The sequence below is a fragment of the Bacteroides sp. An51A genome (assembly GCF_002161565.1).
Taxonomy (GTDB): domain Bacteria; phylum Bacteroidota; class Bacteroidia; order Bacteroidales; family Bacteroidaceae; genus Phocaeicola; species Phocaeicola intestinalis.
The window spans coordinates 71,608-92,102 of record NZ_NFIC01000003.1; the positions used below are offsets into that span (position 1 = coordinate 71,608).

The 20,495-nt window shown below is 45.9% G+C and carries 13 protein-coding genes; 4 read left to right on the plus strand and 9 right to left on the minus strand.

Annotation, left to right across the window (positions count from 1 at the left end):
• Positions 1 to 119 precede the first annotated feature (119 nt).
• Positions 120 to 1,082 (plus strand): YitT family protein, encoded by a 963-nt coding sequence (locus tag B5G04_RS06615; protein ID WP_013617439.1) that lies wholly within the window; start codon positions 120 to 122, stop codon positions 1,080 to 1,082.
• Positions 1,083 to 1,146: 64 nt separating this feature from the next.
• Positions 1,147 to 1,329 (plus strand): hypothetical protein, encoded by a 183-nt coding sequence (locus B5G04_RS19730; RefSeq protein WP_158100066.1) that lies wholly within the window; start codon positions 1,147 to 1,149, stop codon positions 1,327 to 1,329.
• On the opposite strand, the gene B5G04_RS06620 is transcribed toward B5G04_RS19730, so the two are convergent.
• Together B5G04_RS06620 and B5G04_RS06625 are read right to left on the minus strand one after the other, a co-directional pair.
• Complete coding sequence (locus B5G04_RS06620) at positions 1,321 to 1,788, minus strand: GNAT family N-acetyltransferase (protein WP_087396406.1); 468 nt, start codon at positions 1,786 to 1,788, stop codon at positions 1,321 to 1,323. The two genes, B5G04_RS19730 and B5G04_RS06620, sit on opposite strands and share 9 nt — an antisense overlap.
• A 415-nt stretch (positions 1,789 to 2,203) precedes the next feature.
• Entirely contained in the window at positions 2,204 to 2,641 is a 438-nt protein-coding gene (locus tag B5G04_RS06625; RefSeq protein WP_022040996.1) for an Hsp20/alpha crystallin family protein, read from the minus strand.
• Between the two features lie 344 nt (positions 2,642 to 2,985).
• Between B5G04_RS06625 and amrB the strand changes: the two genes are divergently transcribed.
• Both amrB and amrS read left to right on the plus strand, forming a co-directional pair.
• Complete coding sequence (gene amrB, locus B5G04_RS06630) at positions 2,986 to 4,437, plus strand: AmmeMemoRadiSam system protein B (RefSeq protein WP_239414042.1); 1,452 nt, start codon at positions 2,986 to 2,988, stop codon at positions 4,435 to 4,437.
• Positions 4,438 to 4,453: 16 nt separating this feature from the next.
• A complete protein-coding gene (gene amrS / locus B5G04_RS06635; RefSeq protein ID WP_239414043.1) occupies positions 4,454 to 5,464 on the plus strand; it encodes an AmmeMemoRadiSam system radical SAM enzyme in 1,011 nt (336 codons plus the stop codon).
• 45 nt (positions 5,465 to 5,509) lie between these two features.
• Here the strand turns inward: amrS and B5G04_RS06640 are convergent, their stop codons facing one another.
• The 7 genes from B5G04_RS06640 to B5G04_RS06665 all read right to left on the minus strand — a co-directional run bounded on the left by B5G04_RS06640 (position 5,510) and on the right by B5G04_RS06665 (position 20,413).
• Positions 5,510 to 9,586, minus strand: coding sequence for a hybrid sensor histidine kinase/response regulator transcription factor (locus B5G04_RS06640; protein ID WP_087396407.1), 4,077 nt, complete (start codon positions 9,584 to 9,586; stop codon positions 5,510 to 5,512).
• A 106-nt stretch (positions 9,587 to 9,692) separates the two neighbouring features.
• Positions 9,693 to 12,113 carry a sugar-binding domain-containing protein gene (locus B5G04_RS06645; RefSeq protein ID WP_087396409.1) on the minus strand — a complete coding sequence of 807 codons (2,421 nt, stop codon included), beginning with the start codon at positions 12,111 to 12,113 and terminating at the stop codon, positions 9,693 to 9,695.
• Positions 12,013 to 12,315, minus strand: a complete 303-nt coding sequence (locus B5G04_RS19295; protein WP_143270438.1) for a hypothetical protein — start codon at positions 12,313 to 12,315, stop codon at positions 12,013 to 12,015. Before B5G04_RS19295 ends, B5G04_RS06645 begins: the two co-directional genes overlap by 101 nt.
• 40 nt (positions 12,316 to 12,355) lie before the next feature.
• Complete coding sequence (locus B5G04_RS06650) at positions 12,356 to 13,975, minus strand: glycoside hydrolase (RefSeq protein WP_087396411.1); 1,620 nt, start codon at positions 13,973 to 13,975, stop codon at positions 12,356 to 12,358.
• A gap of 192 nt (positions 13,976 to 14,167) precedes the next feature.
• Complete coding sequence (locus B5G04_RS06655) at positions 14,168 to 15,826, minus strand: RagB/SusD family nutrient uptake outer membrane protein (RefSeq protein WP_087396413.1); 1,659 nt, start codon at positions 15,824 to 15,826, stop codon at positions 14,168 to 14,170.
• Between the two features lie 12 nt (positions 15,827 to 15,838).
• Positions 15,839 to 18,889 carry a TonB-dependent receptor gene (locus tag B5G04_RS06660; RefSeq protein ID WP_087209194.1) on the minus strand — a complete coding sequence of 1,017 codons (3,051 nt, stop codon included), beginning with the start codon at positions 18,887 to 18,889 and terminating at the stop codon, positions 15,839 to 15,841.
• A 21-nt stretch (positions 18,890 to 18,910) separates the two neighbouring features.
• On the minus strand, positions 18,911 to 20,413 hold the full coding sequence (locus tag B5G04_RS06665) for a hypothetical protein (protein ID WP_087396415.1): 1,503 nt from the start codon (positions 20,411 to 20,413) through the stop codon (positions 18,911 to 18,913).
• Positions 20,414 to 20,495 lie beyond the last annotated feature (82 nt).

Below are 20,495 nucleotides of genomic sequence, written 5' to 3' on the forward strand. Positions count from 1 at the left end.
GGACAGACGGACACAGATTTTACTATAAAATCACTTCTGATTGACTTTAGAAGATGAAATGAGCACTTGCTTATCTGAATCTTTCTTTGTATATTTGCTGCATAAAAATGAGTTTGTATATGAAGAAAGAAATAAACGGTTGGCTGAATATTTTGCTGGGATGTATCATCCTGGCGGCAGGTTTTGTGTTTTTCATCAATCCATATAACATTGTGCCGGGAGGTGTATATGGGGCGAGTATCGTGTTGCATAACCTGTTTCCTTCCGTTCAGGTAGGTACGTTCGGGTATATGTTCGATATTCCGTTGCTTATCCTTTCGGTCATCTTTTTAGGCACGAAGCTGGGGGCGCGTACCATTGCGGCTGCATTGACCACTCCTTTGTTGATGAACATCATGTCGCGTCTGGTATATCCTACGGAAGAAGCTTTGCATGCGCTTGACCCGTCTCAGCTTTTGGGAGGCATTATGGACTTGTCGGACCATCTGATGCTGACCTGCGTGATGGGTGCCGTACTGATAGGTATCGGGAGCGGCATTGTGGTGAAGAATCAGGCTACTACGGGCGGGAGCGATATTGTGGCAATGATGCTTCAGAAGTATATGCACATCCGTTTCTCGCGGGCGATATTGCTGGTGGACGGGATCGTTGTCTGCTTTGGTTTGTTGGTGATTGGGTTCGGATTGGGAAGCGGAGAAGTATCCGAGGAACCTTCCGTTTATTTGTCTTTGTATTCGTTGATAGCTATCTTCATCGTATCGCGGGTGATAGCTTATATGATAAACGGCTCGAAGAATGACAAGCTGATATTTGTTATCAGCGAGAAGGAGTTGCCAGATTTGCATAAGTATATCTTGAATGATTTGGACCGTACCGCTACATGTATCAAGAGCAGCGGCTTGTACACGAAGAAAGAGAAGGAGATGATTTTCCTTGTGGTGAGCTACAAGGAAGTGGCGGGCGTGAAAGCCACGATAAAGCTTGCCGACCCGCGTGCCTTCGTGGTAGTGACCGATGCTTACGATACGTTCGGTGAAGGCTGGAAGCAGCTTCCTTCGCCCAATGAGATTGAGCCGGAGTGATATCGGGACTTACGCACGATATGATAACTTCTGCTAATAGAAGCTGTTTTGAATTTATCGTGTGATGATTTGGGATGAGTTTTTGAGGCATTTTCGCTTCTGTGATGAGGAAGATAGCGGGCTATCTGACGAAGAACAGGAGCGAAAAGGACCAAAAAATCGCCCAAAGCACACACGAAAACGGATACATCAAGCCAAGAAAAACTTTTTGGAGAAATTCAAAACAGCTTCTAAAATCTCAAGATGAGGGAAAAGCCAGATTTTTTTTGAAATAAATCATGTCTGTAAGTACTTTTCCGTCTTCTATGATGGGATGGTCATAGTGGAGCATGAAGAAGTCCGGTACCGTATGCGAATAGGTGAAACCACAGCTTTTGTAAAACGAGACCGTTTGTATGCTGTTTCCGGTTCCTACCATCATTGTTGTAAACTGCTTGCTGTAGAGCCGGCACAGATAGCTTATCATTTCCCGTCCGTAACCATGCCGTTGGAAAGAGGGTGCAATAGCCAGGTTTTTCAGTTCGCATACCTTGTTTCCTTCGTCTGTTACAACGGCAATGCCTATGGTATCTGTTCCGTGGTGCATGACATGCATTGTACCTCTTTCCAGGTAGCGGTCAATCATCGATTCTTGTTCGTCTGCCAGCAGCAGAAGTTCAAGGTATTGTTTCTTGTCGGTTTTTATTTCTGTTATTTCCATATTCATTACACTTGTCTACAAGGATGTCGGTTGTATGTCCGTCTTCGACAAATATAGTCAATCCGAAATAAAAAGCGAATATTTGCATACATTATTTTTATTTTTCGCAAATCAATATTGTTTCGCTATAAAAGATTGAATTATGCCAATCAGGAGTTAAAAGGGAGTTATAGGTAGTTATCGCCCGCTGGGCGGGCTGGGAGTAAGATGCCAATACCTTTTTGCGCCGCTTCTGTAGAGACGATGTGCAGAGACGATGTGCACATCGTCTCTACTACGTGGCATATACAAAATGCACAAAATAAATACCGCTAACTCCTGATTCGCATGAATTCCGCAAATGGTCCATGTAGGGGTAAAATAAAAAAAGCCGGAAACATCTAATTGTGTGATGTTTCCGGCTTCCGCCTACTGGTTACTATTAATGAATTTCAATCACTTTGTTGATTTTGGCTTTTTCTTCAGGCGTGCGTTTCGGCAACTCGATGGTCAATACACCGTTGTTGACGTTGGCGTTGATTTTATCCTTTTCCACATCGTCCGGAAGAACCAATGCCTGCTGGAATTTCGTGTAAGAAAACTCACGGCGCAAGTACTTCTTGTTTTCCTTGTCCTCTTCCTTGTTTTCGGTTTTCTTTTCCATAGAGATGACCAATTCGTTGTCTTCACTCAAGTGGATGTTGAAATCCTCTTTCGTCATACCCGGAGCCGCAACTTCAACCTTATAATCTTTGTCACTTTCTATCACATTGATAGCAGGTGCCGTTGCGTTAGCCTTTACCATCCAATCGTTATCGAAAAAGTCATTGAAAATGCTCGGTAACCATTCTTGACTGTAATTTCTTCTGCTCGGTGTCATAATCTTAATCTCCTATTTTTAAGTTCTTTGTTTATCAATTGTTCTTTTGAACTCCCTCTGCCTTTCGGCTTCCGAAGTTCACTTACAGATGTGCAAACTCTGTGCCGCCAGACGGCATGGCTTGTTTTTTAAACTTGCGAAAACTATTTTAAACAAAATGCCTTTGCTTTTAAACTTTCGGAGAGCCGGAAGGAAGAAGTTTGTCATAAGGGATTGCCTATTTGGCAGGAAAGAAGAAAAAAAGTCAGTCGGACTTGATAGAGTGCCGGTTTTATGCTATATTTATCGGCATAAAGAGAGATGCCATGCATACGAAAGGAAAGTTTGTTTTAATCCTATTGATTATGATACATAGTATTGGAAACGCCTGTTCTTCGGGTGAAAAGCGTGTCCGTATGCCGGCGGTTGCCGGTGCTTTTTATCCGGCAAAGGCGGATACGTTGAGAAAGATGATAGCATCGTTCATGTCCGATGCTTCTTCGGTAGAGCCGGATAAGGAAGTGCAAGCGGTGATTGTTCCGCATGCCGGTTATGTTTATTCGGGTGCGATTGCATCCAAAGCCATAAAGGCAATCCCTGCGGATGCTGCCTATAAGCGGATATTCTTGCTCGGTCCCAGCCATCGGGCTGCATTCGACGGTGCTTCGGTGAACGGTGCTTTCGGTAGTTATGCCACACCGTTGGGTGAAGTGCAAGTAGACAAGGAGGCATGCGATGCGCTATTGCGTGCCGATACAGTTTTTACTTATGTGCCCGAAGCTCATGTCCGTGAACATTGTCTGGAAGTTCAATTGCCCCTCTTGCAAGTACATTTGCGCGATGTCCCTCCCATCGTACCGATTATCATAGGTACGCAAGACTTGGCAAAGTTAAGAAGAATCGCCCAGGCATTGCAGCCTTATTTTACTTCGGATAATCTGTTCGTTATCAGTAGTGACTTCTCGCATTATCCTTCGTACGAGGATGCCAACCGGGTAGATAAAGCCACGGGAGAAGCGATTGAGAGCGGTTCGCTCCGGAAGTTTCTGGATGCGTTGGAGATGAATGCCCGCGAGGGTGTGCCCCAATTGTTGACCAGTGCGTGCGGGCAAAGCCCTATCGCCGTACTCCTTTCATTAATGGAGGGACGCAAGGATTTGCAAGTCAGCCATTTGGCTTATTGCAATTCGGGCGATGCCGTTTATGGAGATAAAGACAGGGTGGTAGGCTATCATGCTTTTTCGATAGTAAAGAAGGAAGAAACAGGTGCATTTGTGCTGGCAGAGGATGAGAAGACGCAACTTTTGCAAATTGCCCGTAGGAGCATTGACTATGCACTTGCCCGACGGACGGACTTGCCCTACGATTCTACGAAAATGAGTCTTGTGTTGCAACAACATTGCGGTGCGTTCGTGACCCTTCATAAAGGAGGAAAGTTGCGCGGATGTATCGGAAATCTGGTAGGGTATAAGCCGTTGTATCAGACAGTTTCTTCGATGGCACGTGCCGCCGCATTCGAAGATCCGCGCTTCTATCCCGTAGAAGAAAGCGAGATGAAAGACATTGATATCGAGATTTCGGTGCTTTCCCCTTTGCGGAAGATTCAAACCATCGATGAGTTCCAGTTGGGGCGGCATGGCATCTATATCATAAAAGGAGAGCATCGGGGGACGTTCCTTCCTCAGGTGGCAAGGGAAACGGGATGGACGAAAGAAGAATTCTTGGGGCATTGCGCACGCGATAAGGCAGGTCTGGCCTGGAACGGCTGGAAGGATGCGGAACTCTATGTGTACGAGGCGATTGTATTCGGTGAATAAAAAGGAAAATAAAACGATGCGGATGAAAGAAGCGGCTTATTATATTTCGAATCCCGACGGGACGGTGGTATGTGTGCTCTGCCCGCATCGATGCAAGATAGATGAAGCTAAGTGCGGGAGGTGCCGGAGCCGTATGAATCGGGGAGGGCACCTATATTCGTTGGCATACGCACGTATATGCGCTATGCACGCCGACCCGATGGAAAAGAAACCCTTGTTTCATTTCTTGCCGGGAGCGACTTGTTTCTCTATCGCTTCGGCGGGGTGTAACCTTTCGTGCCTGAATTGCCAGAACTGGTCTGTATCGCAGGTTTCTCCGATGGAAATCCCTTCTCAGACCTTGCTTCCCGAAGATTGTGTACGCCTGGCTAAGAAGTATGGATGCAGGGCGGTGGCATATACCTATACCGAGCCACTTACGTATCTGGAATATGTGCGCGATTGTGCTTCGGCTTGCCAAGAGGTCGGACTGAAGAACGTGCTGGTAACGGCTGGCTATGTGAATGAAGCGCCTTTACGCGACCTTCTGCCTTTTATCGATGCCGTAAACATCGATTTGAAATCATTTTCAGACGAGGTTTACCGGAAGGTAAGCCGTGTCCGGCTCCAGCCGATATTGGACACCTTATTGGCAATGCGTGATGCCGGCGTGTGGATAGAGATAACACACCTGCTTATCCCCACTGTCAATGATAACGAACAGGATTTCCGTGCGATGTGCTGCTGGCTGGTGACGAACGGCTTTGCGGACTCTCCTTTGCACATCAGCCGCTTTTTCCCTCGTTATCGTTTGCAGCAGCTTGAGCCTACTCCGTTGGAAACGTTGCTTGCTGCAAAGCAGATAGCAGAAGAGGAGGGGCTGCGTTTTGTCTATATCGGTAATACTTCTTTGCCAGATGTGGGGAATACTTATTGTCCGAGATGTGGCAAACGGCTTGTGAGACGTGAAGGGTATTGTGTCTCACAAGCAGGTTTTGTCGGCGTATGCCCGTTTTGCGGAACCAGTATTCCGGGGCAGTGGACTTGAGGGAGCAGTTCATGAGCGTTATCTTTACGGTCTGCAGCGTGTACGTCATTCGTTTTGTCCGCTTTTTACTTTTTTCAAGTATTCGGAAGGCAGCATTCCATATTCTTCCTTGAAGCACTGGCGGAAGTAAACGGTACTGTTGATGCCTACTTTAAAGGCTATTTCTGAAATGCTGTATTTCCCTTCAAGCAGCAGTTTTTCAGCAAGCTGCATCTTTATTTTCCGGATAAATTCATTGGTAGACATTCCGGTTAATGCTTTTACTTTGCGATATAGTGTAGAGTTGCTCATGCAGAGGTGACTGGATAGAAAACTGATATCGATTGTTTCTGTCGATGAGAGGTTTTCGGTAATTACATGAGTCAGATTGTCGAGAAATTCTTTGTCGAGCTTATTCAATGAATCAGTCAGGATGCTATGTTTCTCTTCGATGTCTTTTTCTGGGGAAATCGGACTTGAAGCTGTAATATAGCGTTCAGATAATCGCCTGCGTTGAGCCAATAGGTTATTGATGCGGCTGTGGAGCAGGCTGGCACTGAACGGTTTGGTCAAGTATGAATCGGCTCCCGACAGATAACCTTCCTCTTTGTCAGCAAGTGTATCTTTAGCTGTAAGCAGGATGATGGGGATGTGGCTGGTACGTATATCCTTTTTCAGCGCTTTACATAGTGCGGTTCCGTCCATGACGGGCATCATGATGTCGCTTACAATAATGTCGGGAATATATTCTATAGCTGCTTCTACACCTTCTTTTCCGTTGGTGGCTGTTTTTACCTCGTAAAGGTCGGTAAACGAATCGACCATGTAGTCGAGGATATCTTTGTTGTCTTCTACGATTAGGATGACGGGGCGCATGCTGTCTGCTGTTTCTTGCAATTCTTGGACAGGCAAAGCTTGGGGAGCTGCAGTTTCTTTCTCTTCTGTGGTAAGGTCGCGGTGAAGTGCCGAAGGATAATTGTTGGTTGCCACAATCCGTACGACAAAGGTGGTTCCTTCATTGAGCTTGCTATGGGCTTCGATGCTTCCTTCATGCAAAGTTACGAGATTTTTTACTAATGCCAGTCCGATGCCCGTCCCAGAAGCTTGATGTATGCTTCCCTCCTGGTAATAGCGGTCGAAAATGTGTTGCAACGCTTCGGGGCTTATGCCGTATCCGGTGTCTTGTACACTTAGTTCCAGATAGCGTACGTTTTGTTTGTCCGTCCAGTGTGCACTTATTGTAATTTGTCCTTTTTCGGTATATTTCAGTGCATTGCTGATAAGGTTGTCGAGGATAATGGTCATGGCTTCTTTGTCGAAATACAATGTCATTTCTTCGGCTTCAGTCTGTATCTGTATGTTTATCCGCGGGTTTTTATTCAATTCTTTGTATTTGAGTCCTATTTCGTATACCAGCGCAACTATGTTTTCGCGGCATACACATAGTTTTTTATTTTGTGTTTCAGTCTTGCGGAATTCCAGTATTTGGTTGACTAACTCCAGTAGTCTGATAGCACTTTGATGGATGACAGCGATGCGGTGTCTGTCCTTACGGGTCAGTGTATGGCTTCCCATCATGTCTTCCAGCGGACCGATAATAAGCGTAAGCGGTGTACGCAATTCATGAGTAATATTGGTGAAAAAGCGCAGTCTTTCGTCATTGAGATGCTGTTCTTGCTCGTGGTTCCATTTTTCTGATTCGTACAGGTATTCCAGATTAAGTCGTCGTTTGTAAGTTTCCAAAAGGATAAATAGCAGGGTAAGTCCGATAACGACATATGCCAGTTTGGCTATCCATGACAGCCAGAAAGGCGGTTCGATGTTGATGGATAAAGTCGTTGTCTTATCCGACCATTTTTGGTTACGGATACGGGTTTTGACCATCAGTTCATACTTGCCGTAAGGAACGTCTCTGAATGTAATGTTATTCATATCGGATATATACCATGAATCGCTGAGCCCTTTTAGCATATAAGCATATTCAACTTGTCCTTCCAGTGCGTAGTCTGGTACACTGAAAGCAATTTTAAAGTTGTTTTGTTTATGTTCCAGTTCGATATGGTCACAATTGGCGAGAGGATAGGTTTGCCCATTGCTTTCGGCCAAAGGAAACGGAGTCAGGACGGTTATTTTCATGAAGAAAGCCTTGGGAGCTTCTTTGGGAGACAACACTTGTTCGGGAGCGAAATAACAAAGTCCGTTGGTAGAGCCAAAATACAGGTTTCCTTTGTTGTCTTTGCATACACATCCGGTAGTGAAGCTGGCAAGGGGGATATTGTCTTTATGATTGTAGTTAAAGAATTGTCTCCCGTTCTGCTTGAAACAGGAAATACCTTTATTGGTGCTGAACCAGATGTTGCCGGCATGGTCTTCGATAATAGCTCGGATGTGAGTGTTGTCCAACCCTTCAGTACGCTGATATTTTTGATAATCCAAATTATTCGGAGGAAAACATACCAGACCGTCACCTGTGGCAATCCATACGTTACGTCGGGTGTCTTCATATATGTCGTTGACGGTATTGGATGGAAAGCCTGCGTATGTATCGAAAGTGTGTATCAGTTTTAAGTCTTGTGAATAAAGGAAGAGACCTCCTCCAAAAGTTCCTACCCAAATACGTCCTTGGGTATCTTTGATGACATCTCTTACTAAATTTTCGGGGATGTCTATGTGCTTGACAATCTTTTTGGAAGTCCGGTCTATCTGATATATTCCGTTACTGCTGCTTATCCACATCAGTCCGTTTCTGTCTTCGAAAAAGGAACGTACATCTGTTGTGCTCAGTTCTTGTGGAAACAGTTGGCGGAATGACTGTTTCTGGTTATCGAAATACATGATGCCTTTGCGGAAAAGTCCGAACCACAGATTGCCTTCCGAATCACAAAGAGCTGTCTGTATGGAATTTCCACTAAGATTTCCATTGTGAACCGTATAAGTGGCGGTACGTCGTCCATTCTCCAGTACGTTGATTCCTCCTCCGTCGGTTCCTATCCATAACCGATTGTGTTGGTCTATACATACGGCACTGGCTATGCGGGCATTCAGGTTGCTTCCAGGCATGTCTTGCGAATAGCAATAAGTATTGAATAATGTAGCGTCATTGTTGAGAAAGTTGACACCTCCGCCCCAAAGTCCTACCCAAATGTTGTTATTAGAGTCCTGAAAGATACTGCGTACGCTTGAATTGCTGAGACTGTATTCATCGTCTCCTTCACGGATGTGGCGGTAGTTGAGGTCTTCTGCCGATGAAAAGAAGCGTTGTGATAAGTCAATGATGGCTATACCTCCAAATTCGGTAGCTATCCATAGTTGTTTGTCGTTCAGTTGGCAGATATCAAAGATATTGTATGAAAGCAGGCTGCCTGACGTACCGAAATTCAAAAAATTTTTTTCTTCGGGATTAAACAATGCCAGTCCTTTATCTGTGCCAACCCAGATATCTCCGCTTTGGTCTTGATAAATACATTTCACTTCGTTGCCGGGCAGGGAGGTAGGATCGTTTTCATCATGTCTGAAATTTTCCACCTGTTTGGTCTTGAGTGAGAGGATACTCATACCTTCATATCTGTGTCCGATATATAAATTGCCTTTGCCGTCTTCTGTAGCAGTCCAAATATGGTTACCTGGCAATTGGGGTACGGTTGTCCGGTCGTAATGTGTAAATATGCCTGTTTTTTTGTCCAGATAATCGATGCCTTTCCAGTAAGTAGTTATCCATAAGTTCCCATCTTTTGCAGGATAGATGCCTGTCACGTCATCGGTGGCAAGGCTGTTCGGGTTGTTGTCATCGTGTCGGTAGATGGTGAACGTATTGTTCCTGTAATCGAATGCGTTTAAGCCTGCTCGTTGGGTACCTATCCACAGAATGTTTTCTTCTGGATCGTCCAACAGACAATTCAGCTCATTTCCTGTTATCCCTTGTTCGTTGTTTTCTGTCTTGTAATATGTAGTGAAAGTTGTTCCTTCCAGTTTATTCAGTCCTTCTTCTGTAGCAAACCAAAGATAACCATTCTTGTCTTCCGCAATATCGATGACAAAATTGTTGGACAATCCTTTTTCCATTCCCAGACGTTTGATGGTGTAGGTTTGCGACCAACAATTGAAAGCGTTCAGCAAACAGATGATAAATAGGAAATGTTTCATGTGGTTATATGTTTTTTCAGTTGGCAAAGTTTATAAGTTGACAAGGTCTTTGAATAGATAAAGCGGATGTTTCTTTACTCTTCAAAAACCCTGTCAACTGAAAAAGTTATTCGGCTTTCAAGGTTACTTCTGTACCTTTCAATAATGGAGATGTAAACTTGACACGGATTTCACCTTTTTCGCCTGTTGCCTGGATATAGGCAAGCAGACGTCCGTGGTACACCCGTTGGCGGTTATCGGTATAATCGCCCATGTCGCTGTTGTCCGAGTTTTCCAGTCCCAGCAGCTTTGCAGGACCTTCGATGTGGCAGGTGATGTTGTTGTCTCCCAGTTTCACTACCGTACCTTTCTCGTCTACCACTTCCACGGTGATGTGTGCGATGGTTTTGTCGGGCGAAAGGGTATCACTGTCTGCGCTTGCCCGGATGGCATAAGGACGTCCGGACGAAGTGATGGAGTAGTTGGAAAGGACATTCCCGTTCGTATCACAGCCTTCCGCTTTCAGTTTGCCTGCTTGATACGGAATGTCCCAATAGATAATGCCGCTCTTGTCATCATAGGGTTTCATCTTGCCTATTTCTTTCCCGTCCAGTAACAGGCGGGCTTGCGGGGCGTTGGTGTAGCATACCACACGAATCAGTTGTCCCGGCTCATAATTCCAGATATCCCATGCATCTTGTGAAAGCCAGTCTTGTCCTTTCTTTATCGGATAGGTGCCGATATAGGTCACCGGGTGTTCGCACCACAAGGAAGCGCGGAAGTGTCCGCGCGGTTTCGGGAAACTGCCGAAATCCAGCAATCCGGTGTATAAGCCGCGTGAAGGCCAGCGTCCGGCTTCACCCAAGTAATCGGTTCCTGTCCAGATAAATTGTCCGAAGATAAAATCTTTGTCGCGCACGGCAAGCCAAGCGTCAAAGCCTACGCCTGTTTCGCTGCCGTAGATGATACGGTCGGGATAGGTGGCATGGTCTTCGTCGTAACGGTTTTCTGTATAGTTGTATCCTACTACGTCTACAGCCTCCGGATATTCCGTTTGATTGGACATGACTACTCCTGCCAAAGCTCCGGTGACAGGACGTGATGTATCTATCTTACGTACGCAGGCAGCCAGGCGTTTGGCTATCTTACCGATACGCATGGCATCGGGGGCATCGGGCTTGTAGCCGCCGAACATCGGTTGGTTAATGGTAGTCCCGTCAAGAATCGGGTGTGAATAGGGGTCGTTCGGGTAGTCCACTTCGTTGCCGATACTCCATAAGAAGATGCAAGGATGGTTGCGGTCGCGGCGCACCATATCGGTTACGTCACGTTCAATCCATTCTTCAAAGAAATCAAAGGAACCGTCAAAGCTGGGTTCCCCTACATTCCAGCCTTGCACCCATTTGCGTTTCGGAAATTCCCATTCATCCGAAGCTTCATCCATGACAAGGAATCCCATTTCGTCGCACAAGTCGTAGAGTACAGGTGCTTGTGGGTTGTGGCTCATGCGGATGGCGTTAACGCCGATGGCTTTCAGGTTTTGCAGGCGGCGTTTCCATACTTCTTCCGGCACTACGGCTCCCAGTACGCCGGCATCATGATGCAGGCAGACACCTTTTACTTTCATCCATTCGCCGTTCAGGGCAAATCCTTTGTTGGGGTCGAATTGCAGGGTTCGCAGTCCGACACGGGTTTTACTTTCATCTATTTTCGTTCCGTTTTGATAAAGTCCGGTCTTTAGCGTGTAGAGATAAGGTGCGTCCAGGTTCCAACGGTGCGGTTTTGATAGTTTCAGGTTGACATTTTGTATGGAGATGCCTTTTTTCCCGTCTTTTATTTTTGCCTGTTGTTGGGCTACCAGTTTCCCTTCTGCATCATAAAGCATCGCTTTTACCTCTAGTTTTCCACTGACATCGCTGTGCTTCTCCACTTTCATATTTACGGCTATAACCGCACGCTTGTCGGTAAGGGAAGTCGCTTGCCATCCTACACCCCATTGTGCAAAATGGGTTTCGGGAGCAGCAATCATCCATACATCGCGGTAAATGCCCGAGCCTGTGTACCAGCGCGAGTCGGCGTAACGGCTGTGGTCGATGCGTACGGCCAATACGTTTTCTCCTTCCTTTAAATAAGGAGTCATGTCGTACATGAATGAGATATATCCGTTCGGACGTTTCCCCAGCAGGTGTCCGTTCAGATAGACTTCGCTCCGGTTGTATGCTCCTTCGAAGTAGATGTAATGCCGCGGAGCATCATCGGTTATCTGGAAATGCTTCCGGTACCAGCCGATACCTCCAGGCAGATAGCCTGTGCAGCTGGCAAGAGTCGGAGAGGCTTGTCCTTCTATCGACCAGTCGTGCGGCAAATCCAGCTTGCGCCACTTGCTGTCGTCATAATTTGTTTGCAAACTGAGCGAATCGTCTTTCAAGTTGAACAACCAACCTTCATTAAATTTGCCAGCTTTGCCAAAAGATACTTGCGCCTTTGCCGGGATGCATATCAGGCATACCAACAGGCATAACAGGGTATAAGTAAGTTTGTTTCTCATCGTTTGGATTTTTGTTATATATAATAATAGGTTTAGAAGCTGTTTTGAATTTCTCCAAAAAGTTTTTCTTGGCTTGATGTATCCGTTTTCGTGTGTGCTTTGGGCGATTTTTGGGTCCTTTTCGCTCCTGTTCTTCGTCAGATAGCCCGCTATCTTCCTCATCACAGAAGCGAAAATGCCTCAAAAACTCATCCCAAATCATCACACGATAAATTCAAAACAGCTTCTTAAAGGTACAAACTTTATTTCAATGTATATACCACAGTGGTTACACTTTCCGCATCCAATATTACTTTTTCATCTGTTGCGTAGTTTTTTTCTTTCAGGTTCTTGTCTTGTGTGGTAGTGTAAGTGGTAATGGAAGCTACATCGCCGTTCCAGCCTTCCCGGGTTTCGTTCAGCCGGACACCTTTGTCAGAATAATTGGTATAGACGGCTACTATCTCATCAGCTTCGGGCGATATCCATGCCGAACCGAAGAAGTTCATAGATTCGCTTAGTTCCATGGCAATGCGGCGGTATCCCGGACGGATAAAGCGGCTGTAGTTGCCCAATACCCAAAGGGTAGGCATGGCTTGGTAACTTCCTCCGTTACGCAGCAGTCCGGTATCACCTCCGTCACCGGTCCATCCGTTCGGTATCAGTGAAATAAGCAGGAAACGGTCTTTTTGTCCCCATTGCGAGATATCCATCGAAGTCCAATAACTCCATGAAGTCACTCCGGCTACGGTCAGGTCGTTGTGGATGACGCGCGACATATAGAGGGCAATATCCATGGTTGTGGCTGTATCATAACTGCCGAATTCGGTAGAGCTGTAGTTGTCTCCCAGCATACTCCATTCGGTTTGCCATACTTCCAGTCCGTATTGTCCGGCAGTTTGTGCCATGCGTTCGCGGGCATTCCGCATGCCGTCCCATGTGCCGTCTGTCCAGTAACTGTGTCCGCCTATCAGGTTTTTTACGTGGGTTAGGTCCCCGATGTAAGCCGATGAGCTTGGCTCGAAGAAGGCTTCTATCACTTTGCTGCGGTTGGGGTCGTCTTTGGTCGTATAGAGGTAGGTCCATTCGGCAGCTTCTCCGGGCAAGATGTCAGTAGAAAGACCACGTTCTGTCAATGCGTTGTCCAATTCACGGAGCAAGTGTGCCGCTTCGTCGTTGGTCCATGGGCTTCCTTCCTGTCCGCCGTCATTCCAACTGAATTGCGGTTCATTGATGGGAGATATGTGGGTGATATTGTATCCTTCGCTGGTGTAGTGGGCAGCTACGTCTGCCATGTAAGCGGCAAAGTCATCGTAACAGTCTTCTTTCAGGTTCGATTGGTTGCCCTCCGATGAAAATCCTTTTCCGTTCTTGGTATACTGCACGGGTGGGGTATTGCTGAACAAGACGAATTGGTCACAACCCAATTCTTTTGCCTGTTCCATAAAATAGCGTTGTCCTTCGCAACGGGTCCAGTCTAAGGTCAGGTCATCGTTCAGATACGATTCGGCACGGCGTGAAACGTTCGAGATACCGCTCTCGTCTCCTTGTTCCATGCTTCCGCCTCCCATGTTGACACGCCACATCGAGAGTCCGATGCCCTTGGGCTGTCCTTCGGCGATTTCCGAAGAAAAAAGCAATTCGGCTATCTCATTCCGGTTATTTGTCCAATATTTGCCTACAAAAGCAGGTGTCCAGCAGTCGGAAGCGGCAAATCCCTTTATGGTCTGAAAGGTCTGTCCGGCATTGATGGTGACGTTCTTGTCTACACTGACTGTCGGTTCATCGTTAGGGGTTTCTGGTTGAGATTCGTTGACTGCATCGTCACTGCAGGCACTCAGGCTTGTTGCCAGTGAAGCAAAAAGTAATGTTATCAGTTTCATGGTTTGTGAATTAAGGGGAATTTTAATAAAAAAAGGTGTGTTCAATTTTATGTTGACACACCTTTTTGTGCTTTTATAATCAGATCAACCTATTGAATATGTTATCCTATTTGTTCAGAAATACAAGCCGGCAAGCAAGTTATCGGTACATCATGGAACTTTATCCGTTTGCCGGCTTGTTTCTGGCAGTAATTAATTCCAGCCCGGATTTTGGGTGATTGAACCGTTTGACTGTGTGATTTCGTATAATGGAATCGGGAATACAAGGTCGCGGTTTACATCGAAGCTGATACCTTTGTCACTGGATTCACCTTGGTTTTCCCATTCGTAGCTGTCACGGGTGGCTTCGTTCATGTTCCATTGTACAAAGCTTCCGTTCGGACCGAGGATGCTGGCGATAACCGGTTGGTCGCTATCGTCTTTCCAACGGCGGATGTCATACAGACGGTTTTGTTCGAAAGCAAGTTCCAGACGGCGTTCCTGGCGGATGGCATCGCGAAGTTGATGTCCTGTAGTTGTAACAGCCGGCAATTTGGCACGGGTACGTACGCGGTTCAATGCTTCTTGTGCATCACCATCTTGTCCCAGTTCGTTGCAGGCTTCGGCATACATCAGCAATACATCGGCAAAGCGCAGAATACGATGGTTCAACGGACTCTTGTCGGTATTATATATTTCCGGACGGTCTTCCAGCGGAAGGAAGTACTTGCGGATGATGCGAGCTGACTTATGTTGCGCCGGGTCGATGATGTAACAGTTCGGATCCCAACCATAACGTTCAATATATTCATCATAGTTTGCCATTTCTTTGCTGTTGGCAATGAAGTCATCAAATTGGTTTTCACCTGCAATTTCAGTACAACCAGTCTTGATGATGGTCCATTTCAAACGGACAGTGTCACCTGCATCAATGTAAGCTTGTTCCAAGTTGGCTGTCGGTTGGCACCAGCTCCAACCGTCGCCGGGTCCGTTACGGCATCCGGTAACTGTTGCTAATGAACCGCCTAATGCTAAGGTCGCATGATATTCGTATTGTACTTCGAAGAGGCTTTCGATACTGTTGTCATATTCCAAATCCCATACTTGACCGAATTCCGGAAGCAAGTCGTATTCGCGACTGTTAATGACTGTTTGTAATACATCGTGTGCTTCCTGCCATTTTTCTTGATACAAATAAACTTTTCCTAACAGTCCAAGAGCTGCACCACGGGTGGCGCGTCCCATATCAGCCGCTGCATATTCGCTACGTTCAGGCAATACTTCAGCTGCAGCTTGCAGGTCTTCTTCAATAAAGGCATATACTTCTTCTTCTGAAGCACGGGTGATGCCTTGCACTTCTTCCGGCAGCAAAAAACCGGTCATTAAAGGTACGCCACCGAAATTACGAACCAGTTCAAAGTAGTAATAAGCACGGAGGAAGCGGGCTTCTGCTACCAACCGATTTTGTGTTTCGGTATCAGTTAATTCAGTTTGGCTGATACGGTCGATTGCTACATTGCAACGCAAGATACCTTTATAACGGTATTGCCAGAAGTTAGAGATAGGTCCGTTACTAGCTCCATTACCTTGATAATGTGCCAATGAAATATAGTCGCTTTGGCTTTGGGTAGTGTTTCCCATCCAGGCATCATCGCTACACATTTCAGAGAGCAGCCATACGGTGTTGATGTTCCACCAGCCACCACACGTGATGTCTTGGTAACACCCAGTAACATAAGCGTTACATTCATCGATTGTCGTGAAGTAAGTATCTAGGTTTTGTTGTCCGCGTACTTCTTCGGTCAGAAAGTCTTCGCACGAAGTAAAGGTAAGCGCGGCACCTAATGTCAATATACTAAGTAAATGTTTCATGTCTGTCAGTTATTAAAATTTAAAGTCTATGCCGAACAAGAAAGTACGTGGATTCGGGTAAGCGGTGTTGTCAATACCCGTATTGATTGCACTACCTGAACTGTCGGTTGTACCATCCAACATCGGACGTTCGGGATCCATACCCGAATAACCGGTAATGGTGAATGGATTCTGTGCCGAAAACGAAATGCGCAACTGAGAACCACCTACCCATTTTTCAGGCAAGGTATAACCAATCTGCAGCAGTTTGCAACGCATGTACGAACCGTCTTCTACATAGAAGCTGGAGACACGCTGGTAGTTTAAGTTCAAATCGCTATACGACAGACGAGGAATGTCGTTGCTGGTTCCTTCGCCGTGCCATGCTTCGTTCAGGGTACCAGCCCATACGTTTTGTCCGTTCGAGCCAGAATATAATCCTTTTGTCGTATTGTAAATGTCATTTCCGAATGTGCCGTAAAAGTTAGCGGCAAAGTCAATGTTCTTGTAGCGCAGCCCAATGTTGATACCCATCATCAGATCAGGATATGGATTACCGATAAATGTTTTGTCGTTGGCATCCAATGTCCCGTTGTGGTCCAAGTCTTTGAAACGGATGTCGCCCGGTTGTGCGTTGGGCTGAATCAACGTTCCGTGTTCATCGGTATGGGCATATACTTCTTCCCAGTTTTGGAACAAGCCGTCAGCTACATAACCGTAGAAGCGTGAAATCAGACCGCCGTCTTCATTGCGAATGATTGAGTCACTATTGAATCCACCTGCAGTTACAGGACCGTCACCCGAGAAGCGGATGGCTTTGTTGCGTACGGCAGACAGGTTGACGCCAATGTCATACGAGAAGTCTTTGCCGATTTGGTCGCGCCAGCTCAGTCCTAATTCCCAACCGCGAGCCTGCATACTACCGATGTTCATCCATACGGTACTGTTCCAGTTAGGGTAACCTACGGCAAGGACATTCTGTTTCTGGTACAACATGTCTTTCGATTTCTTTTGGAAGTATTCGAACGTAACGCCTAAACGGGATTTCAACAATGACATATCAATACCTACGTTCCAATCTTCTACGGTTTCCCATTTCAAGTTGTTGTTACCCACTGATGAAATGAAGTAACCATTGGTGATAGTACCTCCGTAAGCATATTGAGTTTGGTCGAGCAGAGTTAAAGTTGCATTGTTATCAATGTTCTGATTACCTACACGTCCCCAACCTCCACGGAGTTTCAAATCGCTGAAGATTTCTTGGTCTTGCATGAACTCTTCGCTCGTGATTCGCCACGATGCGGATACTGCTGGGAAGAGTGCATATTTATTTCCCGATGGGAAACGGGAAGAACCATCGGAACGAAGGGAAGCAGAGATGTAGTAACGATTATCGTAGTTATACATGATACGTCCCAAGAAAGACACCAACGTATTATAACTGGTTGATCCGAATGCTTCAGCAGTAGTTGGGTCACCGGCGTTTACTTCTTGCATTTGATCCAAATTGTTGGGTGTATTGTCGCGAGTAGCCTGCGTGTTGTAATAAGCATAGCGTTCTGCCGTAAAACCTGCCATGACATTCAGGTTATGTTTCTCAGCAAAGGTCTCGTTATAGGTAATCGTATTGGTCCAGTTCCAGTCGAACCATTCTTGCGATTGGCGAGATACATCGCTTAATGTCTGTTGTTCCAAGGCATCCATATAGAACTGAGGCACGAAGTGGTCGGTGCGGCGGTAGTGTGCGTTAGCACCGAATTGTGTGCGTAAAGTCAGTTGTTCAATGGGGTTGATCTGTAAATAGGTGTTCAAAAGGGCACCCATTTCACGAGAATGGTCGTTGGCACGTGCAATCGAACCGGCAGGGTTCCAAGTCTGGTTGTTGTACGAACGCTGGTAGTTGTTGTACGCATTGTCTTCCCATTGGTCTTCGGGACGGAATACCGGTGTCGTCGGGTCCATTGACATGGCAGAAGAGAACTGGTTCGGTGTATCGTCCCACGATTCCATACGCGGAGCAATATCGAATCCTACCTTTACATATTTATTGAAGGTGTATTCGGTGTTCAAACGGGCATTCAGTTTGTCCCAATAACCTACATCAAACTGGGAGTTGTTGCGGTAGTAACCCAAACTCAAGTTATATACCAGCTTGTCTGTACCTCCTGCGATACTAAGCGAGTAGTTCTGAGTCAAGGCAGTCTTATTTACTACTGTATCCCACCAGTCTGTTCCGCCAGGATTAGTCGTAGCTCCTGTATCGTTCCAGTTCGAAGTTAATCCATCATTTGTATAGCGTGTATTGTATACTTCTTTGTATTCAGAAGGACCTGCTACACTTGGCTTGGATATAGTTTGGAAACCAACCGAAGCCGAGAAGTTGATGCTGGTTTTTCCGGCTTTTCCTTTCTTGGTGGTAATCAAGATTACACCGTTCGATGCACGTGTACCGTAAATGGCGGCTGCCGAAGCATCCTTCAATACTTGCATTGATTCGATGTCGTTGCTGTTCAGGAAGTTGATGTTTCCGCTAATCGGCATACCGTCCACTACGTAAAGCGGGTCGGTACCGTTGACAGTGGTAACACCACGGATCAATACTTTCGGAGTAGTTCCCGGTCCACCACCACTGGATATCTGCACACCGTTTACTTTGCCTTGCAAGGCATCCATGGCATTGCCCGTAACGGTTTGGGTAATGTCTTCCGCCTTTACAGTAGCAATAGAACTGGTCAGGTCACTCTTCTTGACGGCACCGTAACCGATGACCACCACTTCGTCCAGTAATTCGCTTGATTCTTTCATCACAATGTTGATGGTAGTGCGTCCGTTTACGGCAATCTCCTGTGTTTCATAACCGATAGAGGAGAATACCAATATGGCATCTTTCGGTACGTTGGGTACCGTATAGTCTCCGTCTAGTCCGGTAATTGTACCATTAGTGGTACCTTTCACCTGCACCGTAGCTCCAATCAAGCCTAACTTATCGGCATCCGAAGTCACGATACCTTTCACTGTAATCTGTTGTGCAAAGCCGCATACGGATAGCAGCAACAGACAGGTTATCAATATCTGTTTTCTCATATTAGATAATTATTTGGTTAATTACTCTCTTACTAATTTAGCTCGTCCCAAATGTGAATCGAAGTAGAAACGGTAAGTTCCGCCGGTTGTTACGGTTGGTTTAGACCATACGTCTTGACCGGTAGTAGGACCGGTATAATCCGGATTCTTCGATGCGCTTTGCGTATAATAACTGAACACGTCAAGGTCAGTTTCGCTAATGCTACACCATCTTACAGCGTTCCACCACGAACTGGTGTGGTAGTTGTGGATAATGAAGTTCATTTCTTCTCCTGTAGCCAGTTCCATCGGTTCACTATAGAAAATGTGCGGATTAGTAGTGTCTTGTGTGAATGATACCACTCCGGTCGGGTCGCTTGAAGTCAGACCGAAAGTAAAGGCAATGTATTCGCTTTGATCTCCCCACAAGTCGAAGCATTCTTCGCCATACGTCATATCCGTACCCCACGGGTCTTGCGCTTCTTCTACCGAATAAGTTCCTGCAATTTCGTAGGTCAAATCCCAAATGTTGAGATTAATAATGTAGTAAACATTTGCCTGGTCTAATACCAGAGGTTGTACCAAGTTCGGGTCGTTTGTCAGTACGGTATTGTCTTCCGAGTTGATACCATAACGAACAGAGAAGCTGGTAGGAGTCGGGATGAAGTAAACTTCGGTTCCTGCTTCTGCATTGTAATAAATAGCCTGATACTGGTATTCGCCTGTATGGTCTATGCACATCGGTACACCGAATACATCGCTGTTCAGTTCGGCTTCGGTAGCTACATCGGCTATATACATTTTTTCATAATCCATTACATCGGTCACACGGATGGTAGCGGTGCGTGTTACAATTTTACCGATGGTATCAGCCAATGTTACCGTGTATGCGTAATCCTGGATTTCTGCAGGGAAAGATACACTTTCTGTGTATTCACCGGTTGTCTGCATTCCTAAGTCAATGCGTTTGGGAAATCCTTCCAGACCTTCGATATCGATGTTCAGATAGTCTAGTCCACGATCATCGCTCAATGAGAAGTTAAGATCCAAAGTCGGTGTTTCTCCTTCACGTAAGATAACCGGAACGATACTTCCTTCATCAGGTGCTCCAGATACGAATACAGGATCTTCGAAGTCTCCGTCAAGTGTGACTTTGACATCTTGTGTTACCGACCGTCCGCCTATATCGGTAATTGTTACCGTTACTGTATAGCTGTCGGCTATTTCATTTGCAGGCATGTCAAAGTTGTAACTCAACTCATACTCGGTTTGAGGTTCTCCATAGATTTCAATTAAATCAATGGTTTTGTTCAGATACAAGGCTTCACATTGCAATTGGATGGTTGAAATGCCGTCCGCATCGGTCAGTGTGCCTTCAATCGTAAATGTACGTCCTGCAGCAGTCTGTATGTGCAGAGTCGTCATTTCCGCAACAGGACTTTGCCCGTCTACATCGGGATAAGTGTCATCGTCACTACATCCCGTCACACATAGGCTCATTGGTAAGAGTGCCCATAGTGCCAGATTTAAGAAATGTTTCTTCATGCGATTTATTTTAAAGTTAATTACGTTTGCAAATATAGAGAAATCATAAATTAAAACAAATCTTTAATCGTGCAAATCACAT